General features: G+C 66.6%; 19 protein-coding genes. 9 read left to right on the plus strand and 10 right to left on the minus strand.

All coding sequences use genetic code 11. The features are described from left to right. Nucleotides 1-119: 119 nt before the first annotated feature. Nucleotides 120-656 (minus strand): VOC family protein, encoded by a 537-nt coding sequence (locus NBV68_RS02450; protein WP_296306918.1) that lies wholly within the window; start codon nt 654-656, stop codon nt 120-122. 125 nt (nt 657-781) lie between these two features. Here NBV68_RS02450 and NBV68_RS02455 point away from each other — a divergent pair, with 125 nt between their 5' ends. The 4 genes from NBV68_RS02455 to NBV68_RS02470 all read left to right on the plus strand — a co-directional run bounded on the left by NBV68_RS02455 (nt 782) and on the right by NBV68_RS02470 (nt 4,503). After that, nucleotides 782-2,209: an aromatic ring-hydroxylating dioxygenase subunit alpha gene (locus NBV68_RS02455; protein WP_296306919.1), complete on the plus strand. Its 1,428-nt coding sequence runs from the start codon at nt 782-784 to the stop codon at nt 2,207-2,209. 5 nt (nt 2,210-2,214) lie between these two features. After that, entirely contained in the window at nt 2,215-2,973 is a 759-nt protein-coding gene (locus NBV68_RS02460; protein ID WP_296306922.1) for an SDR family NAD(P)-dependent oxidoreductase, read from the plus strand. Continuing rightward, entirely contained in the window at nt 2,970-3,764 is a 795-nt protein-coding gene (locus NBV68_RS02465) for a TIM barrel protein (protein WP_296306924.1), read from the plus strand. The genes NBV68_RS02460 and NBV68_RS02465 overlap by 4 nt, the downstream gene beginning before the upstream one ends. 136 nt (nt 3,765-3,900) lie before the next feature. Beyond that, nucleotides 3,901-4,503, plus strand: a complete 603-nt coding sequence (locus tag NBV68_RS02470; protein WP_296306926.1) for a hypothetical protein — start codon at nt 3,901-3,903, stop codon at nt 4,501-4,503. A 66-nt stretch (nt 4,504-4,569) separates the two neighbouring features. Here NBV68_RS02470 and NBV68_RS02475 read toward each other — a convergent pair whose 3' ends face one another. From NBV68_RS02475 to NBV68_RS02495, 5 genes are all read right to left on the minus strand, one after another. Next, the gene (locus NBV68_RS02475; protein WP_296306928.1) at nt 4,570-5,469 is read right to left on the minus strand and encodes an alpha/beta fold hydrolase; all 900 of its coding nucleotides are present in this window, start codon (nt 5,467-5,469) and stop codon (nt 4,570-4,572) included. 31 nt (nt 5,470-5,500) lie between these two features. Beyond that, a complete protein-coding gene (locus NBV68_RS02480) occupies nt 5,501-6,433 on the minus strand; it encodes a TraB/GumN family protein (RefSeq protein ID WP_296306930.1) in 933 nt (310 codons plus the stop codon). 89 nt (nt 6,434-6,522) lie between these two features. After that, the gene (locus NBV68_RS02485) at nt 6,523-7,017 is read right to left on the minus strand and encodes a hypothetical protein (RefSeq protein WP_296306933.1); all 495 of its coding nucleotides are present in this window, start codon (nt 7,015-7,017) and stop codon (nt 6,523-6,525) included. Further along, on the minus strand, nt 7,014-8,639 hold the full coding sequence (nadB, locus tag NBV68_RS02490; protein WP_296306934.1) for an L-aspartate oxidase: 1,626 nt from the start codon (nt 8,637-8,639) through the stop codon (nt 7,014-7,016). Before nadB ends, NBV68_RS02485 begins: the two co-directional genes overlap by 4 nt. Before the next feature lie 418 nt (nt 8,640-9,057). Next, nucleotides 9,058-10,008: an ABC transporter ATP-binding protein gene (locus NBV68_RS02495; protein WP_296306936.1), complete on the minus strand. Its 951-nt coding sequence runs from the start codon at nt 10,006-10,008 to the stop codon at nt 9,058-9,060. A 73-nt stretch (nt 10,009-10,081) separates the two neighbouring features. Here NBV68_RS02495 and NBV68_RS02500 point away from each other — a divergent pair, with 73 nt between their 5' ends. The 3 genes from NBV68_RS02500 to NBV68_RS02510 all read left to right on the plus strand — a co-directional run bounded on the left by NBV68_RS02500 (nt 10,082) and on the right by NBV68_RS02510 (nt 11,448). Further along, nucleotides 10,082-10,342 carry a zinc-finger domain-containing protein gene (locus NBV68_RS02500; protein ID WP_296306937.1) on the plus strand — a complete coding sequence of 87 codons (261 nt, stop codon included), beginning with the start codon at nt 10,082-10,084 and terminating at the stop codon, nt 10,340-10,342. Nucleotides 10,343-10,424: 82 nt separating this feature from the next. After that, nucleotides 10,425-10,913: a hypothetical protein gene (locus NBV68_RS02505; protein ID WP_296306939.1), complete on the plus strand. Its 489-nt coding sequence runs from the start codon at nt 10,425-10,427 to the stop codon at nt 10,911-10,913. Nucleotides 10,914-10,986: 73 nt separating this feature from the next. Next, the gene (locus NBV68_RS02510; protein WP_296306940.1) at nt 10,987-11,448 is read left to right on the plus strand and encodes a hypothetical protein; all 462 of its coding nucleotides are present in this window, start codon (nt 10,987-10,989) and stop codon (nt 11,446-11,448) included. On the opposite strand, the gene NBV68_RS02515 is transcribed toward NBV68_RS02510, so the two are convergent. The 3 genes from NBV68_RS02515 to NBV68_RS02525 form a co-directional block, all read right to left on the minus strand. After that, nucleotides 11,409-11,951: a hypothetical protein gene (locus NBV68_RS02515; RefSeq protein ID WP_296306941.1), complete on the minus strand. Its 543-nt coding sequence runs from the start codon at nt 11,949-11,951 to the stop codon at nt 11,409-11,411. The genes NBV68_RS02510 and NBV68_RS02515 overlap by 40 nt on opposite strands. Nucleotides 11,952-12,177: 226 nt before the next feature. After that, nucleotides 12,178-13,152, minus strand: coding sequence for a nitronate monooxygenase family protein (locus tag NBV68_RS02520; protein WP_296306942.1), 975 nt, complete (start codon nt 13,150-13,152; stop codon nt 12,178-12,180). 156 nt (nt 13,153-13,308) lie between these two features. Next, on the minus strand, nt 13,309-13,947 hold the full coding sequence (locus NBV68_RS02525; protein ID WP_296306943.1) for a YceI family protein: 639 nt from the start codon (nt 13,945-13,947) through the stop codon (nt 13,309-13,311). Nucleotides 13,948-14,141: 194 nt separating this feature from the next. Here NBV68_RS02525 and NBV68_RS02530 point away from each other — a divergent pair, with 194 nt between their 5' ends. Further along, nucleotides 14,142-14,696, plus strand: coding sequence for a hypothetical protein (locus NBV68_RS02530; protein WP_296306944.1), 555 nt, complete (start codon nt 14,142-14,144; stop codon nt 14,694-14,696). A gap of 42 nt (nt 14,697-14,738) precedes the next feature. Here NBV68_RS02530 and guaA read toward each other — a convergent pair whose 3' ends face one another. Continuing rightward, nucleotides 14,739-16,331, minus strand: coding sequence for a glutamine-hydrolyzing GMP synthase (gene guaA / locus NBV68_RS02535; protein WP_296306945.1), 1,593 nt, complete (start codon nt 16,329-16,331; stop codon nt 14,739-14,741). 267 nt (nt 16,332-16,598) lie between these two features. Here guaA and NBV68_RS02540 point away from each other — a divergent pair, with 267 nt between their 5' ends. Then, nucleotides 16,599-16,910 carry a UrcA family protein gene (locus NBV68_RS02540; RefSeq protein ID WP_296306946.1) on the plus strand — a complete coding sequence of 104 codons (312 nt, stop codon included), beginning with the start codon at nt 16,599-16,601 and terminating at the stop codon, nt 16,908-16,910. The last annotated feature ends 58 nt before the right edge of the window (nt 16,911-16,968 follow it).

A 16,968-nucleotide genomic window follows, 5' to 3' on the forward strand; every position in this document is an offset into this window, starting at 1 on the left:
TCCCGCTTGCGGGAGGGGTCGGGGGTGGGCAAGTGATCCGTCGCGTAGGCCCACCCCGCTGCGACTAGGCCGCTGCGCGACCAAGTCTCGCTCCCCTCCCGCAGGCGGGAGGGGTGATCCTAGCCCAACCGCCGGAGCGGCTCCGAGCCATCCCAGTCCAGCCCGGCCGCCTTGATCATCCCGAACAGATCCGGCCCGTCCTTGGCCTGCTGGAGGATCTCCACCAGCGTCCCCGGGCCGCCACCTGCATCGACATAGATCACCTGGCTCGGCCCGAAGGTGCCCTCGATCACCACCTCGCACCCCTCGTCCTCGCAGACGCGGCGGGCCTCGGCGAGATCGTCGACCAGAATGCACACATGGTGCAGCCCGTTGCCGGTCGCGCCATACTTCCCGCGATAGATCGAGGGGTGATCGTCGCGCGGGCGGATCAGCTCGATCTGCAGGTCGCCCCAATAGGCGAGCGCGAGGTCGAACACCGCATCGGTCGGCTGCCCGCGATACTTCATGCCATCGAGATGGATGCCCTCGATCAGATAGAACGGCCCCACCCCCATCACCTGCGTCCAGTGCGCCACCGCCGCATCGAAATCCTCCGGCACGAAAGCCAGCTGCATGATGTCGCCGAGCGCGGCGATTTTCCCCGAAAGCGACATGATGTTCCTCTCCAATCCGATAGGGTGACCCCTCGGCCAAGCTGTGTGATATTCGCCCTGCGAGACACTGCACAAAGTGCGAGGACGAGAGGCGGGGCGTGCCCCGAGAGGACCGGACAAGCCAGATGAACGAGATCAAGGACATTGCCCGCGGCGACCGCTGCCCGGGCCTCAGCTACACCGACATGCTCAACGGCGACACCCGCCGCGCGCCCGATTACCTCTTCGAGGAATCGCATATCGAAATGGGGGACGATCCCCTGCCGGTCGCGCCCTATATCTCGGAGGAATTCGCGCGGGCAGAGCGGGAAAAGATGTGGCCCAATGTCTGGCTCTTCGCCGCGCGCGAGGACGAGATGCCCGACGCAGGGGACACGGTCGTCTTCGACATTGCCGGCAAGAGCTTCCTCCTGATCCGCCAGAAGGACGGCGGGGTGAAGGCCTTCTACAACGCCTGCCTCCACCGCGGCCGCAAGCTGCGCACCGAGAGCGGCGCGTCGGTGCAGCTGCGCTGCCCGTTCCACGGCTTCACCTGGCGCAATGACGGGAGCTTGAAGGAAATCCCCTGTTCGTGGGACTTCAAGCACCTCGAAGGCAAGGACATGGATCTGCCGCAGGCGCGCGTCGAGCTGTGGCAGGGCTTCGTCATGCTCACCGAGAACCACAGCTTGCCTGACTTCAAGACGTGGCTCGGCCCGGCGGCCTCGCATTACGAGCGCTACGATTTCGGCAACCGCTACACCGGCATGTGGGTGCAGAAGAAGATCCCGGCCAACTGGAAGGCGACGGCCGAGGCCTTCATGGAAGCCTGGCACTCGATCACCACCCACCCGCAATTGCTCGCCTTTCTGGGCGATGCGAACACGCGCTATGACCTGATCGGCGACCACTTCAACCGCGCGATCACGCCCTCGGGCGTGCTCAGCCCGCACGTGAAGGGCAAGAATTCGGACTACGTGCTCGAGAAGATGAACGAATTCTCGGGCGGGGCGGATGCTGCGACCAACCGCCGCTTCAACGCCTCGAGCGGCGAGGTCGAAGGCTACGACGCCGACGATCCGCTCGGCGCGCGCAAGATCCTCGCCGAGGCGGGGCGTCAGGGCTTTGCCGCGCAATACGGCTACGACTATTCGGACGCCTCGGACACCGAGATCCTCGACAACTTCACTTACAACATCTTCCCCAACTTCGCGCCGTGGATCGGCTTCCTGCCGACGCTGGTCTACCGCTGGCTGCCCGGCGACACCCCCGACTGGTGCATCATGGAGATCCGCCTGCTGTTCCCCACCCCCAAGGGCGAACCCCGCCCGCGCGCGGTGGCGATGACCTATATCCCCGACGACGAGCCCTTCGCCTGGGCCAACGACATCATGGGCCCGCAGCTCGCCAACGTGTTCGATCAGGACATGGCCAACCTCCCCTATGTGCAGGAGGGCATGAAGGCGATGAAGGACGGGCTGATGGAATTGGGGCACTATCAGGACAGCCGCGTGCGCCACTTCCAGACGACGCTGATGAAATATGTCAACGGGGAGCTGCCGGCGGTCAAGTAACCGGCATGGCAGGCTTCTCCTTCGACCTCTCGGCACGCACCGCGCTCGTCACCGGCGCGTCCTCGGGCCTCGGCACCCGCTTCGGGCGCATCCTTTCCGCCAGCGGCGCGCGGGTCGCGCTGGGCGCGCGGCGGGCGGATCGTCTGGCGGCGCTTGCCGGGGAGATCGGCCCCGCCGCCGCTGCGGTGCAGATGGACGTCGCGCGCGAGGCCGACATCATCGCCGGTTTCGACGCCGCCGAGGCCGCCTTCGGCTCGCCCGTCGACACGGTGATCGCCAATGCCGGGGTCGACGGCGCGGGAATGGCGACCACCATCTGCGAGGAGGAGATCGAACAGACCCTCGCGATCAACCTCAAGGGCGCGATCCTGACGGCCCGCGAAGGTGCGCGGCGGATGATGTCGCAGGGGGTGAGCAAGGGGAGGATCGTCCTGATCGCCTCGATCACCGCCTTCGAAGCCTCCCCTGGCCTCGTCGCCTATGCCGCGTCCAAGGCGGGCGTAGTGCAGGCGGGGCGGACGATGGCGCGCGAGTGGGCGCGGGCCGGGATCAACGTCAACACCGTCTCCCCCGGCTACATCCGCACCGCGATCAACGATGCGTGGTTCGACACCGAACCCGGCCAAAAGCAGATCGCCCGCTTCCCCAAGCGCCGACTGATGGGCGAGGAGGGCCTCGACGCAATGATCCTGTTCCTGTGCTCGGACGCCTCCGAGTTCGTGACCGGCACCGACTTCGTGCTCGACGACGGGCAGACGCTGTGACCAGACGGCTGATCTCGCTCGCCGCCGGGATCATGCCGGAAGCCACCCCTGCCCAGCTGATCGAATGCGCCGCAGCGTCCGATTTCGACTTCGGCGGGATGTGGATCGAGAAGGACAGCTGGACCCCCGCCACCACCCGCGCGATCTGTGAGCAGGCCCGCGATGCGGGCGTCGCGCTGCTCGATTGCGAGGTGGCGTGGATCATGCCGGGCGCGCCCGATCCGTGGCTGACCGAGCTGGTCCACATCACCGCCGAGCTGGGCGCGCGGAACCTCCTGTGCGTCTCCTCCGACCCCGACATGGCCGCCACCACCGCCAAGTTCCAGGCCTTGGTCGATGCGGCAGCGGGCACGGGTGTCAGGGTCAATCTCGAATTCGGCATCTTCACCGAAGTGAAGACCATCCACATGGCCCGCGCCGTGCTGGAGGCTGTCGAGGGCGAGGCCAAGGCGCTGCTGGTCGACACGCTCCATTGGGCACGCTCCGGCGGGACGGCGGAGGACTTGGCGGCGATCCCGCGCGAATGGCTCAGCTACTGCCAGCCCTGCGACGCGCCCGCCGACGGGCCCGACACCAGCAACTTCGACGCGATCATCGACGATGCGATCAACCGCCGCATGCCGCTCGGGCAGGGCGGCCTCCCTCTTGCCGCGATGGTCGATGCCCTGCCCGACCACCTGCCCATGGCAATCGAGGGACGCTCCGCCACGCTGCGCAACGCCTACCCCGACCTCGTCGAACGCGCCCGCAAATGCGCGCGCACCAGCCGCGCGTGGCTGGAGGGGCGGTAAGCGGCATCATCCGCGACCCTGCAAAAGTCGCATCCTAACCGGATGTTAGCTCCGGCGCGGCGATACGGGCCGCGAAGGCGGGCAGTCGGGCCTGAGCGCCATGGCCGGCAAGCCTGCCTGTCGAGGAGAACCGTTCGTGAGCGAGAAGGACAAGCGCGCCTGGATCTTGGCCTGCGGGATCATTCTTGTCGGCCTGCTTGCTGTTCCGTGGCTGCGGACCCCGCGGGCCGCTGAAGAGCAGCTGCTGCGCGCGCAGTTCCAGCTCCCGGCCGATGTCGCCTTCGCCGACAGCAAGGTGGAGCGACCCTCGATCAAGAAGAACGCCTACAATCTCGAAGGCATTGCCCGGTTCGATGCCGAGCAGTTCGGGCAATACCGGAAGACCATTTCCGTCGGCGCCCCATGGACGATTGCTCCGCTGTCGCTTGAGGGCGTCGCATTTCCCGGTCAGCCGGGCACCGACACGATACGCTGGCGCAGTCAGGCGGAGCACCAATTCATGTCGTTCGGCAACCTGAGCGAGGATGAGGTCTGGCAAGCGACCCGCGGCTTGACCCTCTGCTACAAGGTGATGGCGTCGCCTTCCGCAGACGCGCCGCCAAGCGACAGGGTTCGTCCATGCCGACCAGGCGGGAATGTCACCGAGCGAGGCTATCTGGTGCAGGGGCTCCTCGATCCCGACACGCGCACGCTGCACATACTCGTTCGCAGAATCGGTCGCTGGCCGCTGCCCTACTAGGACGGCTCGCGGCAAGCCCGTGGCAGGAGATGGTGCAGCCGTTACCCTGTCATTGCGGCGGCTGCACTATCGGCCCCGCGCATGCTCCGCGATCTCGCCCGCGAGGCGTGGCACCAGTTTCAGCGGCAGGTCGTGGCCCCAGCCGGGGATCGTCACCAGCCGCGCGCCGGGGATCGCCGCCGCAGTCGCCTCGCCGCCGGGGAGTTTCACAAGCGGGTCGGCCTCGCCGTGGAGCACCAGCGTCGGCGTGCGCACCGCGCCGAGGCGCTTGGTGCGGTCGCCGTCGTCGATGATCGCGGCAAGCTGCCTCGGAAGCCCTGCGGGGTAGACCGAGCGGCGCATGTTCGCGAGCACCCGCGCGCGCTGGTGCGCCTCGTCAAAGGGAAACTCCGCGCTTTCGGGCGTGCCGATATTGCGGATGATGTTGAGGCCGTGGGCGACGAGGGTGTCCTCGTCCATGCCCTTGAGCGGCGCGGTCAGCGCGCCGATCGCGTTCGCCTCGGCCTGGGGGAGCCTGCCGTTGCCGGTGGTCGACATGATCGAGGTCATGCTCATCAGCCGCTCTGGGTGGTGGATCGCCATCAGCTGCGCGATCATCCCGCCCATCGAGGCGCCGACGACATGGGCCCGGTCGATGCCGAGCGCGCTCAGCACCCCGATCCCGTCATCGGCCATGTCCTTGAGGGTGTAGGGCACCTTGGCGGGGAAACCGATCTTCTTGCGCAAGACCTGCACCGGCAGCGAGGGCGCGCGCTGGCCTTCCATCTTCTGGCTGAGGCCGATGTCGCGGTTGTCGTAGCGGATCACCCGGAAGCCTTCCGCCGCGAGCGCCGCCACCAGTTCATCCGGCCACAGCGTCATCTGCGCGCCGAGGCCCATCACCAGCAGCATCGCCTCGGCGTTGGGATCGCCGTGCTCCTCGTAGAAGATTTCGATGCCGGTGTTGGGGGTGGTCAAGGTGGGCATGTGTCAGGCGGGTCCTCTCAGGCCCGCGCGGTCACTTCCACGGGGGTCCGGCGATATCGAAGCCGCGCGCGTCCAATTGGTCAAGCACCCCGCCATCTTCCGCCAACACCCTTAGCGGCACGACTGCGAGCGTCGTGCCCTTCGCGGCGCTCGCCTCGGCGATGCGGTCGACCCAGATCGTGCGCAATTCGCTGCCGAGCGTCTCGTCCGCCCAGGGCCAGCACTGGCCGAGCGCGCTTTCAAGCGGGTTGTTCATCACTGCCGGGATCTTGAAGCGCCGCCAGTTGGTGGCGCGCTCCTCGACGATCCCCGGCCCGGCTTCCACCGCATCCATCGCCGCGACAAGGCAGGGGATGTGCGCGGTGGGCGGCGCCTCGAAGAGATTGTCGATCACGTCCTCGCCCCTGAGCGTCGCGGCGCGGGTGATCGCGACATCGGCCTTCTCGGCGGCTTTCTTGACCACGTCGGAGGCATCATCGGCGGTGTCGCGGTTGAAGCGCAGCTCCTCGCGCAGCATCCCGAAGGAGGTGATGAGGAAAGATTTTCGCGAGTAGTCCTCGTCATGCGCGATGCCGAGCGCTTGCAGGCGCTGCCACTGGTCTGCGGAGAGGTATTCGCTCGCCACGGTCTTGTCGGGCAGCTTGGTGAGCTTGCCCCCTGAGAACATCAGCCGGAAGATGTCCCCCGGCGAAATCTTGGGCCGCGCGCCGAGGATCACGCGGTCTGCGGCGCGGGTGGCTTCGTCAAGGCGCGCAGGCTCCCACGGGGTGGTTTTCGGGATAGCCCGGATCTCGCCGACGAGGATGACGGTGCCGGTGGCCGTCTCGACAATCCACATCGGCGCGCCCGAGCGCTGGGCGGTGACGACGATGGCGTTTTCGGATTCGGCGGGGGCGGAGTCTTGAGCGGCGAGGGGAGCAGCCGTGAGCATTGCAACGCAAAGCAGGCCAACGGTTCTCTTCATAAGTTCGCCCTTGTTTTTGATGATCTGCCGAGATGCCCTGCTAGGTCGCACCAAATGAACCGGAACCTAACCGGCAGGTTCCAGACCGATCACAATCCGCGCGATGCGTTCGACCATTCGTCCGGGTTCCACATCGCAGCACGTCCGCCGAGGTCGGGCGTGAAAAAGCTGCGATCCTCGGTTTGGACCAGGGCCAGAAGCCGCGCCCCTTGAAGCAAGCAGTTGCGCGATTGAGTCTCGATGATGTCGAGCAATGCGATGGCCTCGCGCTCGCCGCGACTTACATGCCGGTCGAACCCGAGAAGAACCAAAGCGACCTTGTCGTTTCCCTCAAAGGGCCAGCCTCTCATGCCGTCATTGAGCGCGTCGAGATTGCCCGTCCAAGGGCCATAGCCGAACTGCTCTTCCCAGTGGAGAACGTCGCTGAACCGGGTCCGCATCGTGCCGGGGTCAGTGCAATCGATGAGATGAAGATCGTAGCCAAGTGCGTCGAGATCGGCGCACCACTTGTCGAGGACAGCGCGTTGCCAGAACAGGTGCACGGCGCCGTCTTGCAGCAAGCGCAGATCTACCGTCCAAGTCACGGCACCAGCACCGTATCCTTCGCCTCGTCCGCGAGCGCGGGATAATCCAGCGTATAGTGCAGCCCCCGGCTCTCCTTCCGCCGGAGTGCCGATTGGACGATCAGCTCCGCCGATTGCAGCAGGTTGCGCAACTCAATCAAATCGGTCGTCACCCGGAAGGCGCCGTAGTAATCCTCGACCTCGCGCTTGAGCAGTTCGATGCGGCTTGCGGCGCGCTCCAGCCGCTTGGTGGTGCGCACGATGCCGACGTAGTTCCACATGAAGCGGCGGATTTCGGTCCAGTTCTGCTTGATGACGACTTCCTCGTCGGAGTCGGTCACGCGGCTTTCGTCCCACGGCAGGATCGCAGGCGGAGCCTCCAGCGTGTCCCACTTCTCGAGAATGTCCTGCGCCGCCGCCTCGCCGAAGACGAAGCATTCGAGCAGGCTGTTGGACGCCAGCCGGTTCGCGCCGTGGAGGCCGCTTTCGGTGCATTCGCCCGCCGCCCACAGGCCGGGGATGTCGGTGCGCGCCTGCAAATCCACCACCACCCCGCCGCAGGTGTAGTGCTGCGCAGGCACGACCGGGATCGGCTGCTTGGTCATGTCGATCCCGAGGCCCATCAGCTTGTCGTAGATGGTCGGGAAGTGGCCACGCACGAAGTCGGGGCTCTCGTGGCTGATGTCGAGATGGACGTAATCGAGGCCGAAGCGCTTGATCTCGGCGTCGATCGCGCGGGCGACCACGTCGCGCGGGGCCAGCTCCATGCGCTCCTTGTCGTAGAACGACATGAAGCGCTTGCCGGTGCGCGGGTTGATCAGCCGGCCACCTTCTCCGCGCACCGCCTCGGTAATGAGGAAGTTCTTGGTCTCGAGGTGGTAGAGGCAGGTCGGGTGGAACTGCATCATCTCCATGTTGGAGACCCGCGCGCCCGCCCGCCATGCCATCGCGATCCCGTCCCCGGTCGCGCCGCGCGGGGCGGTGGAGAATTGATACACGCGCCCCGCGCCGCCGGTGGCGAGGATTGTGGCGCGCGCGACATGGCGCTCGACCCGCCCGGTGGCTTCGTCGAGCGCATAGACGCCCCACACGCGGCCCGCGGCGGAGAACTGCTCGCGGTGGCGGTCGGTGATGAAGTCGATGCAGGTGCGGCCCGGCAGCAAGGTGATGTTGGGATTGGCCTCGGCCGCCTTGACCAGCGCCGATTGCACCGCCCAGCCGGTGGCGTCGTCGACATGGACGATGCGGCGGTGCGAATGCCCGCCTTCGCGGGTCAGGTGGAGCGTGTCGGCATCGCGGTTGAAGGGCACGCCAAGCTCGCACAGGCGGTCGATCGAGCGCGGCGCGCGCTCGATGACGAATTCGACCGCGGCCAGATCATTGAGCCCCGCGCCTGCCACCATTGTGTCGCGCACGTGGTTTTCGAAGGTATCGCCAGTGTCGAGGACGGCGGCGATCCCGCCCTGTGCCCAGGCGGTCGACCCGCCGGTGAGCGAGCCCTTGGCCAGCACCAGCACGCGCCGCGTCTCGGCCAGCGCCAGCGCCGCGGTCAGCCCCGCCGCGCCCGATCCGATCACGAGCACGTCGTGACCTCGATTCTTCAGCGCATCCTGCGGGCGGGGCAAGGTATCATCCGTCACCATTGCGGCGCATTGCCGCGCAATTCGGGCAGCGGCAAGTGCAAGTTAAGTTTTAACTTTAGTTAGGTGCGCGCGCATTTCCCCTAGGTTGCACTGCAACATGATGCTAAGTCATCGCCGGACGCGTCGCCGGTCGGAGAATCGGAGCGCGCCACCGGGTTGTAATGCATTGGCGGGTCGCCATAACCTCTCACCGGGGCTTGCTTGTCCATGTCCTTATTCAGTAATCTTGCGTGCCTGATGAACCAGCATCGGCCGTTGCGTCGTGAAGTTTCGTGGAATGGTCGCGTCTATGTCGGGATATGCCGCCATTGCGAGGCGCCGATAGAGCGGCTCGGTCGGCGGCGTTGGCGCAAGCGCAAGGACGCGAAGGCCAACCACGGCGAGCCGACCCCGACCTGACGGCGCGCCCGCGCCACCATCAGGCCGCAGCGGTGAGCTGGACGAAGACATCCTCCAGATCGGCCTCGCGCGTCGTCACATCGGCGATCACCAGCCCCTGCGCCTGAAGGATGCCGAGCACCTGTCCGGCATTGAGGCGGTCCTTGTCATAAGTCACGATGACATCGCGCGCGCCGTCCCACTCTACCTTCGCGAAGGCCTCGTGCACAGGCGCGGCGGCGAGATCGTCGGCGGCGGTCACCGCGACCACCTTCTCGCGCGCCATGCCGACCAGCTCGCGGGTCGGCTTGTCGGCGATCACCTGTCCGTGGTTGATGATCGCGATCCGGTCACACAGCTCCTCGGCCTCTTCGAGATAGTGGGTGGTGAGCACGACGGTCACGCCCTCGCGGTTCAATTCGCTGACCAGCTCCCACAATTGGCGCCTGAGGTCGACATCGACCCCGGCGGTGGGCTCGTCGAGCACCAGAATGGGCGGCGAGTGGACCATGGCCTTGGCCACCAGCAGCCGCCGCTTCATCCCGCCTGACAGCGTGCGGGCATAGGCGTTGCGCTTGTCGGAAAGGCGCACCGCTTCGAGCAGCGCCTCGCTGCGGCGCAGGGCGGCAGGGATGCCGTAGAAGCCCGCCTGATTCTCCAGCACCTCGAAGGGGGTGAAGAAGGGATCGAAGACGATCTCCTGCGGCACGATCCCGATTGAGCGGCTCGCGTTGCGGCGGTGCTCGTCGATGTCGAAGCCCCAGATCTCGGCCGTGCCGCCGGTCTTGTTGACCAGCCCGGCAAGGATGTTGATCAGCGTCGACTTGCCCGCGCCATTGGGGCCGAGCAGGCCGAAGATCGAGCCCTGCGGCACATCGAAGGTGACCCCGCCCAAGGCAAGCTTGCCTTCGGTCATCGTGCCCTTTGCACCCTTGGCGGGGGCATAGCGCTTGACGAGGTTGTCGATGCGGATTGCGGGTTCGGTGGACATGGTGCAGGCCCTAGGGCGGCAGGACGGCGAAGGCAATTGCGCTTGGGCCCGGGGAATTGTATCGGCAGGGGCCATGAGCATTCCTCCTCCCGAAACCCTTATGGTCGATACCCACCGCGTAAGCTGCGACGGGGCGACCGGCATCCGCGGCGGCGCGGGCTTCCGCCCGGCGGCGCTGGGCCACCCGCGCGTGTTCCTCGAGATCGACGAGCACGGCTATGTCGATTGCGGCTATTGCGACCGGCGCTTCGTCCTCAAGGGCGGCCCGGCGGACGGCGCGGCGCAGGCGGGGCTCCCCGACATCGCTTCGGGAGCCGACGCTGGCCATCGGTAAGCCCGGGCGGCTCGCGGCGGCTGGTCTGGCGGCGGCGCTGATCGCCGCGCCGACGGGCGCAGCGGCCAAGCCCGGCTGCGAGTTGATCGAGGTGATGTTCGCCAAGGGCGATGCGCGGCTGAGGGGCGTGGGGCTGACAGTCAACGCCAGAGGGCTGATCGACATGACCCTCGACGGCAAGCCGTCCGCGCTTCGCGATGCGAGCGCTTGCAACCTCGCCAGCCCGCAGGACGGGTTCGATCTCGATTGCGACTGGGACTATGCCGCAGGCGAGGATGAGGCCGCCGAACGTGACTTTGCAAGGCTGACCGGACGGCTTAATGCGTGCCTGCCCACACCGCTCAACTTGGTCGCGCCGGCCGTCTACACCGAGGCGCAGATCAAGGAACTGGGCGCGAAATATGGCCCGTCCTTCGAGGAACATCTGCGCGCCGACAAGGATTTCGGCCAGTTCAGGGCCAGCTATCCTGTCGACGAGGACAATGACGTGTCGCTCGATGTCAACCTCGCGCTTGATCGCGATGATCGCAACGGCAAACTGGAGATATCCTTGGGCTTCAGCCGATACTAGGAATGTTGCGCTCAGCCCCTGTTAATGCCGGATATGGAAGGCCTCAGCATTCAGACTTGAAGGAGATGTCCGCATGCATCGTATCTCCCGCCATCCCCGTGTGCTGATCGGCTGCCTTGCCGCAGCCCTCACCGCCGCAACGGCCCTCCCCGCCGCCGCGCAAAGCGATGTCCAGGCCGCGGCCGCGCCGCTGAGCAAGGGCGAGCAACGCCTCGCCAAGCTGCTCGAAGGCCGCGTCGCGGGCGAGCCGGTGCGCTGCATCCGCGCCTTTCGCAATGTGCCGATGCAGACGATCGAGGGGACGGCCTATGTCTACGGCCGGGGCAACACGATCTGGGTGCAGCGCACGCGCGATCCGGAGCAGATCGACGATGACGATGTGCTGATCGTCGACCGCCGCGACAGCACGCAGCTGTGCCGCCTCGACTTCACCACGACGGTCGATCGCTTCACCGGCTTCTTCAGCGGCGCGGTGTTCCTTGAGGACTTCGTTCCCTACACCCGCGTCAAGACCGAAGCGGCAGGCGAGGGCTGACGCAGGACTTCGCGTCGCGCTGTAGCGGGCGGCAGCGGATCGGCGTGGGCGCACCGCGTCCCGCAGGCGCAGGCCGTCCGCGCCTGTTCGGCAACGCCGCAGGTCGGCTCGCCCATGAGACCGAGATAGCGGCACTCGCTGCGGACATCCTCGAAATGCGGTTGCAAGCATAGGCCCTGCCCGTCGGGGCCGGCGAACACCTTCTGGGCGCGGCGATAGGCGGTGATCTCGGCGTGGAGCTCGCCGAGCGAATCCGCCGCCGCCAGAGCGGTGCGGCGTTCGGTCCGCGCCGCATTCTGGCAGGGGGCAGCGCCCGCCGTTCCGCGCGGCGCGGCGCACTGGACGTGAGCCTCCTCCGCCTCCCCGCCGGTCGGCAGGGCTGCCGGGGCCGCATCATCGGTCAAGGCAAGCCCGCCCTGCCACCGCCCGAGCGACCACGCCCCAAGCGCGACGCTGATCACGATTGCGCCCAGCAACGCCGGGCCATTGGCCAAGAGTTCCATCACCACCTCCCCGTCCAAATCCTCCGGGTAGCCTCCCGCAGCCGCCCGGAGGCAAAAGCCTCACGTGCGGGGCCGACCCCCTCCAGAATCGGCCTGTCGCACTTCTACAAATTGCCGCACTGCGGCCCCGGGGAGAATGCGGGCGACTACGTAGCGGCCACCGGCGGGCGCTGGCGGCGAACGGGTCAACGCTGGATCAGGCGCACGCGGGTGAGGCGCGGGGAGTTCAGGCGCGGGCTTGGGCGTGCATCCGGGCGATGATCTCCTCGGCCTGGAGCATGATGCGGTCGATCAGCTCCTTGCAGGTCGGGATGTCGTGGATCAGCCCGGCGACCATGCCGCAGCTCCACGCGCCCGCGTCCATCGTGCCTTCCATCATGATCTTCGGGTAGACCCCGGCGACCTCGGGCAGGATGTCCTGAATGGTGATCGCATCGCCGAGGTCCTTCTCCTTCTGGATCAGGCGCTCGACCGCCTCATTGGTCAGCACGCGTTCGGTGTTACGCAAGGGGCGCATCACCAGCCGGGTGTCGAGCTCGGAGGCGGCGAGGATCGCCTGCTTCACGTTCTCGTGCACCGGGGCTTCCTTGGTGGCGATGAAGCGGGTGCCCATGTTCATGCCCGCCGCGCCCATCGCGAGGCTGGCGACAAGGCTGCGCCCGTCGGCCATGCCGCCGCTCGAGACGAAGGGAATGTCGAGTTCATCCGCCGCGCGCGGCAACAGGATGAAGTTGGGCACGTCGTCCTCGCCCGGGTGGCCGCCGCATTCGAAACCGTCGACGCTCACCGCATCGCAGCCGATGTCCTGCGCCTTCAGCGAATGGCGCACGCTGGTGCACTTGTGGATCACCTTGATCCCGGCGTCCTTCAAGGGCGGGAGCAGGTCGACCGGGTTGCGCCCTGCGGTTTCGACCACTTTCACTCCGCCCTCGATAACCGCCTTGAGCAGCCCCGGGTAGTCGGGCGGAGTGAGCGTCGGGAGGATCGTCAGATTCACGCCGAACGGCTTGTCGGTCATGTCCTTGCAGCGCGCGATCTCGTTGGCGAGCTTTTCGGGCGTTCCTTGCGTCAGCCCGGTGATGATCCCGAGGCCCCCCGCATTCGACACCGCCGCAGCCATCTCGGCGAACCCGACATAGTGCATGCCGCCCTGGATGATCGGATGCTCGATGCCGAACATTTCGGTGATTGCGGTCTTCATTGGCGTGTCCTCCCGGTAAAGCCCCTCGTCGGGGGCACATTTGACGGGAGACAAGCCGAGTTGGCGCGCGCTTTCAAGCCTGCTTTTGAGGAGGCCGAAGCGACCGCGCGCGCGCCGTAGCGTCAGCCTGCGCCAAATCTTGGGCGCGATGTGCCCTCAGCCGCGCGTGAAGGCGAGCGTGAAGGTGACCGGCACGGCGGGCGTGATCGAGGGCAGCTCGGCGAGCGCGCGCAATTCGCCCAGTTCGTCGGTCAGGCCGAACATATCGGTCGAGACGATCACCGGCGCGGCCGTCACCACCAGCACGCGGTCTTCGGCAACGCGGGTGACCAGCACCTCGGTCTCGACCTCGGCACTCGCGCCCTTGATCGTCACCTCGGCGGTGAGCGGCCGGAGCACCGACTGGCCGACCGCAAGTCCGACGAACCGCGCCGGATCGAGCTTTGCGGTGACGGTGGCAGCAGGATTGTCGGCGACCTGGAAGAACACCTCGCGCATCCGCTCGTCGCGGATCTCGACCCCGGTGCTGACCGAGGCCAGATCGATGCTGAGGCTGGCGGTGCCGTCAGCCGCAACGCTGCCGGAGAGTGTGTCGAAACGGTTGTTCTCGGCCACCTCGCCTGCCTTGATCGAGACATAGGCGAGGCGCGAGGCGGCCGGATCGAGGCGCCACGCGCCCTCGGTCACCGGCGCGGGCGAAGCTGTGGGATCGGCCAGCGGCGCTTCCGCCTCTGGCCCCGCACAGGCCGCGAGGGCGAAGGCGAGGCAAGCAGCGAGGGGGAGAGGGCGAAGCATAGGCATCGGCGTGGCGATACGTGATTTGCTGGGCGGCTGAAAGAGGAGATGGACTCGCCATCGCGCTCGGCCCGGATCGGCCACGGCGGCAAGCGCGCCGCGAGCGGTAACCATGTCGCAATGTCCGGTATCTATTGTTCCTGGAGCATAAAGGGGGCAGGCCGATGAGACCAGATGCAAGAGCATTTGTCGCGATGGCAGCGATCATGGTCTCTGCCTGCGACGGGCTATCGGCCGGCAGTGCCGAGCTTGCCGAAAAGGGCTACGCCACGCAGGCAGGACGGATCGTTCGCGTGGCCGAGCCCTCCGGCCCGGTCATCGCCCTCAGCGAAAAGTTCACGCCCGGCAAATATGTGCTCCAAGGCTATGACGCCGCGATGGCGCCCGAATTCACGGACATTTTGACGGTCGACAAGAGCGATACGCCGAAGACCCTGTTAAGCAAGGCGCTGCTGACGCAGCTGCAGGGTCGCATGAAGCTGGACCACGGTGGCCCTTCGTACAAGACTTCGGATTATCCGTGCGCGGTCAACAGTCTCACGCACCGTGCCGATGGTACCTTTTCCGGTTCGGGAACCTGCCGGATCATCAGCCGCAGGATCGTGCAGAAATTCAGCTACTCCGGCCAATCGCACGCCGACGGTTTCACCATCGACGTCGTGCGGGCCACCACCGGAGACACGCCCGAAGCGGGCGAAGCGCAAATGCGCATTCTGGCCCACATCAAGATGTCGGACGAGCCCGCTTAGCGTTGGTCAGCCGCGCAACCTTGCTGGCATCAGCCCCGCGCCTCACTCCCACTCGATCGTCCCCGGTGGCTTCGAGGTGTAGTCATAGACCACCCGGTTGATGCCCTTGACCTCGTTGACGATGCGGGTGGCGACGCGGGTCAGGAAGCCTGCATCGAAGGGGAAGACGTCCGCCGTCATCCCGTCGGTCGAGGTCACCGCGCGCAGGGCGCAGACCGAATCGTAAGTGCGCCCGTCGCCCATCACGCCGACCGTCTTGACCGGCAGCAGCACCGCAAAGGCCTGCCAGATCGCGTCGTAGAGGCCCGCATTGCGGATCTCCTCGAGATAGACCGCGTCGGCCTTGCGCAGGATGTCGCAGCGCTCCTTGGTGACCTCGCCGGGGATGCGGATCGCGAGGCCCGGGCCGGGGAAGGGGTGGCGGCCGACGAAGGCGTCGGGCAGGCCCAGTTCGCGCCCGAGATCACGGACCTCGTCCTTGAACAGCTCGCGCAAGGGTTCGACCAGCTGCATGTTCATGCGTTCGGGCAGGCCGCCGACATTGTGGTGGCTCTTGATCGTGACGCTTGGCCCCCCGGTGAAGCTGACGCTTTCGATCACATCGGGATAGAGCGTGCCCTGCGCGAGGAAATCCGCGCCGCCGACCTTCTTGGCCTCGGCCTCGAACACGTCGATGAAGGTCTTGCCGATGAACTTGCGCTTGGCTTCCGGGTCGGTGAGCCCGGCCAGCCCGCCGAGGAACAGCGCTTCGGCCTCCACATGCACAAGCGGGATGTTGTAATGGTCGCGGAACAGGGTCACGACCTGTTCGGCCTCGTTCATGCGCATGAGGCCGTGGTCGACGAAGACGCAGGTCAGCTGGTCGCCGATCGCCTCGTGAATCAGCACCGCGGCGACCGCGGAGTCGACCCCACCCGAAAGCCCGCAGATCACCCGCTTGTCGCCGACCTGCGCGCGGATTTCGGCGATCTTTGTCTGGCGGAACTCGGCCATCGTCCAGTCTCCGGCAAGACCGCAGACGTGGCGCACGAAATTGGCGATCAGCCGCGCGCCATCGGGGGTGTGGACCACCTCGGGGTGGAACTGGGTGCCGTAGAACTTGCGGCGCTCGTCGGCGATCACCGCGAAGGGGGCGCCGTCGCTGGTGGCGACGATCTCGAAGCCGGGGGCAAACTGCGTGACCTTGTCGCCGTGGCTCATCCACACCTGATGGCGCTCGCCGATGTCCCAGAGCCCGTTGAACAGCGCGCATTCGGCGGTGACGGTGAGGAAGGCGCGGCCGAATTCGCCGCCCTCTCCGGTCTCGTGCCCGGGCCGCACTTCGCCGCCCAGCTGGTGAGTCATCACCTGTTGGCCATAACAGATGCCGAGGATCGGCACGTCCGCCTCGAACAGCATTTGCGGCGCGCGCGGCGAGCCTTCCTCGGGGACGCTGGCGGGCGAACCTGACAGGATGATCCCCTTGGGGCGCATCCGCCGGAAGGCGGCCTCGGCCTGAGTGAAGGGGGCGATCTCGGAATAGACCCCCGCCTCGCGCACCCGGCGGGCGATCAGCTGGGTCACCTGCGACCCGAAGTCGACGATGAGGATCGAGTCGGAAACGGCGGACTCGCCGCCAAGGGTGTGCGCGCTCATGGCGGCGGATTAAGGAGCGCGCCCGCCGCTGTCCAGCGTGCCGCGCGCGCGACAGGTGATTTTGCAGTGCAACACGAAAAGCGGGGCGCAAATTCAGACGGTTCCCCGAAAAGCCGTCAGAATCGGTTGCATTCTTTGGAACCAATTTCACGCATTTCGCATTTGCACATAACTCTTGTGCACTGCACCAGAGTTTCAAAGGGCAACCGAATGCCGGTCAGCGGCATCGCCTTCCCGAAAATCCTCTCTCACTTCGGAGTTCGTCCCATGCGTTTCATTCTTCCCCTGATCGCCCTCGCCGCCATCGCCGCTCCTGCCGCGGCCGAGCAGATCGTGACCGTCAAGATCGGCTACGGCGATGTCGACGTGACCACCGCCGAAGGCCGCGCCGCGCTCGAAGCGCGGATCGACGCGCGCCTCAAGAAGGCCTGCGCGCTTCCCGCCGCCGCGCGTTACACCCACACCCGCAGCGCGGTCGACAGCAAGTGCGTCGCCGACGCGCGCGTCGCGGCGCTCGCCGAAGTCGAGAAGGTTGCCGCGCTCCAGCAGCGCGGCGGGCGTGAAGTCGCCGCCAACTGATCGGGCGCAAACACCTGAAATTGCAGGCGGCCGCCGGAGCGATCCGGCGGCCGTTTGC

This window comes from Erythrobacter sp. (genome assembly GCF_023653175.1).
Classification (GTDB): Bacteria; Pseudomonadota; Alphaproteobacteria; order Sphingomonadales; family Sphingomonadaceae; genus Erythrobacter.

Bases quoted from the DNA above. Each gene is read 5' to 3' on its own strand.
- NBV68_RS02450 (WP_296306918.1), bottom strand. From the start codon at position 656: ATGTCGCTTTCGGGGAAAATCGCCGCGCTCGGCGACATCATGCAGCTG.
- NBV68_RS02455 (WP_296306919.1), top strand. From the start codon at position 782: ATGAACGAGATCAAGGACATTGCCCGCGGCGACCGCTGCCCGGGCCTC.
- NBV68_RS02460 (WP_296306922.1), top strand. From the start codon at position 2,215: ATGGCAGGCTTCTCCTTCGACCTCTCGGCACGCACCGCGCTCGTCACC.
- NBV68_RS02475 (WP_296306928.1), bottom strand. From the start codon at position 5,469: ATGCCCACCTTGACCACCCCCAACACCGGCATCGAAATCTTCTACGAG.
- NBV68_RS02480 (WP_296306930.1), bottom strand. From the start codon at position 6,433: ATGAAGAGAACCGTTGGCCTGCTTTGCGTTGCAATGCTCACGGCTGCT.
- nadB (WP_296306934.1), bottom strand. From the start codon at position 8,639: ATGGTGACGGATGATACCTTGCCCCGCCCGCAGGATGCGCTGAAGAAT.
- NBV68_RS02495 (WP_296306936.1), bottom strand. From the start codon at position 10,008: ATGTCCACCGAACCCGCAATCCGCATCGACAACCTCGTCAAGCGCTAT.
- NBV68_RS02500 (WP_296306937.1), top strand. From the start codon at position 10,082: ATGAGCATTCCTCCTCCCGAAACCCTTATGGTCGATACCCACCGCGTA.
- NBV68_RS02510 (WP_296306940.1), top strand. From the start codon at position 10,987: ATGCATCGTATCTCCCGCCATCCCCGTGTGCTGATCGGCTGCCTTGCC.
- NBV68_RS02515 (WP_296306941.1), bottom strand. From the start codon at position 11,951: ATGGAACTCTTGGCCAATGGCCCGGCGTTGCTGGGCGCAATCGTGATC.
- NBV68_RS02520 (WP_296306942.1), bottom strand. From the start codon at position 13,152: ATGAAGACCGCAATCACCGAAATGTTCGGCATCGAGCATCCGATCATC.
- NBV68_RS02525 (WP_296306943.1), bottom strand. From the start codon at position 13,947: ATGCTTCGCCCTCTCCCCCTCGCTGCTTGCCTCGCCTTCGCCCTCGCG.
- NBV68_RS02530 (WP_296306944.1), top strand. From the start codon at position 14,142: ATGGCAGCGATCATGGTCTCTGCCTGCGACGGGCTATCGGCCGGCAGT.
- guaA (WP_296306945.1), bottom strand. From the start codon at position 16,331: ATGAGCGCGCACACCCTTGGCGGCGAGTCCGCCGTTTCCGACTCGATC.
- NBV68_RS02540 (WP_296306946.1), top strand. From the start codon at position 16,599: ATGCGTTTCATTCTTCCCCTGATCGCCCTCGCCGCCATCGCCGCTCCT.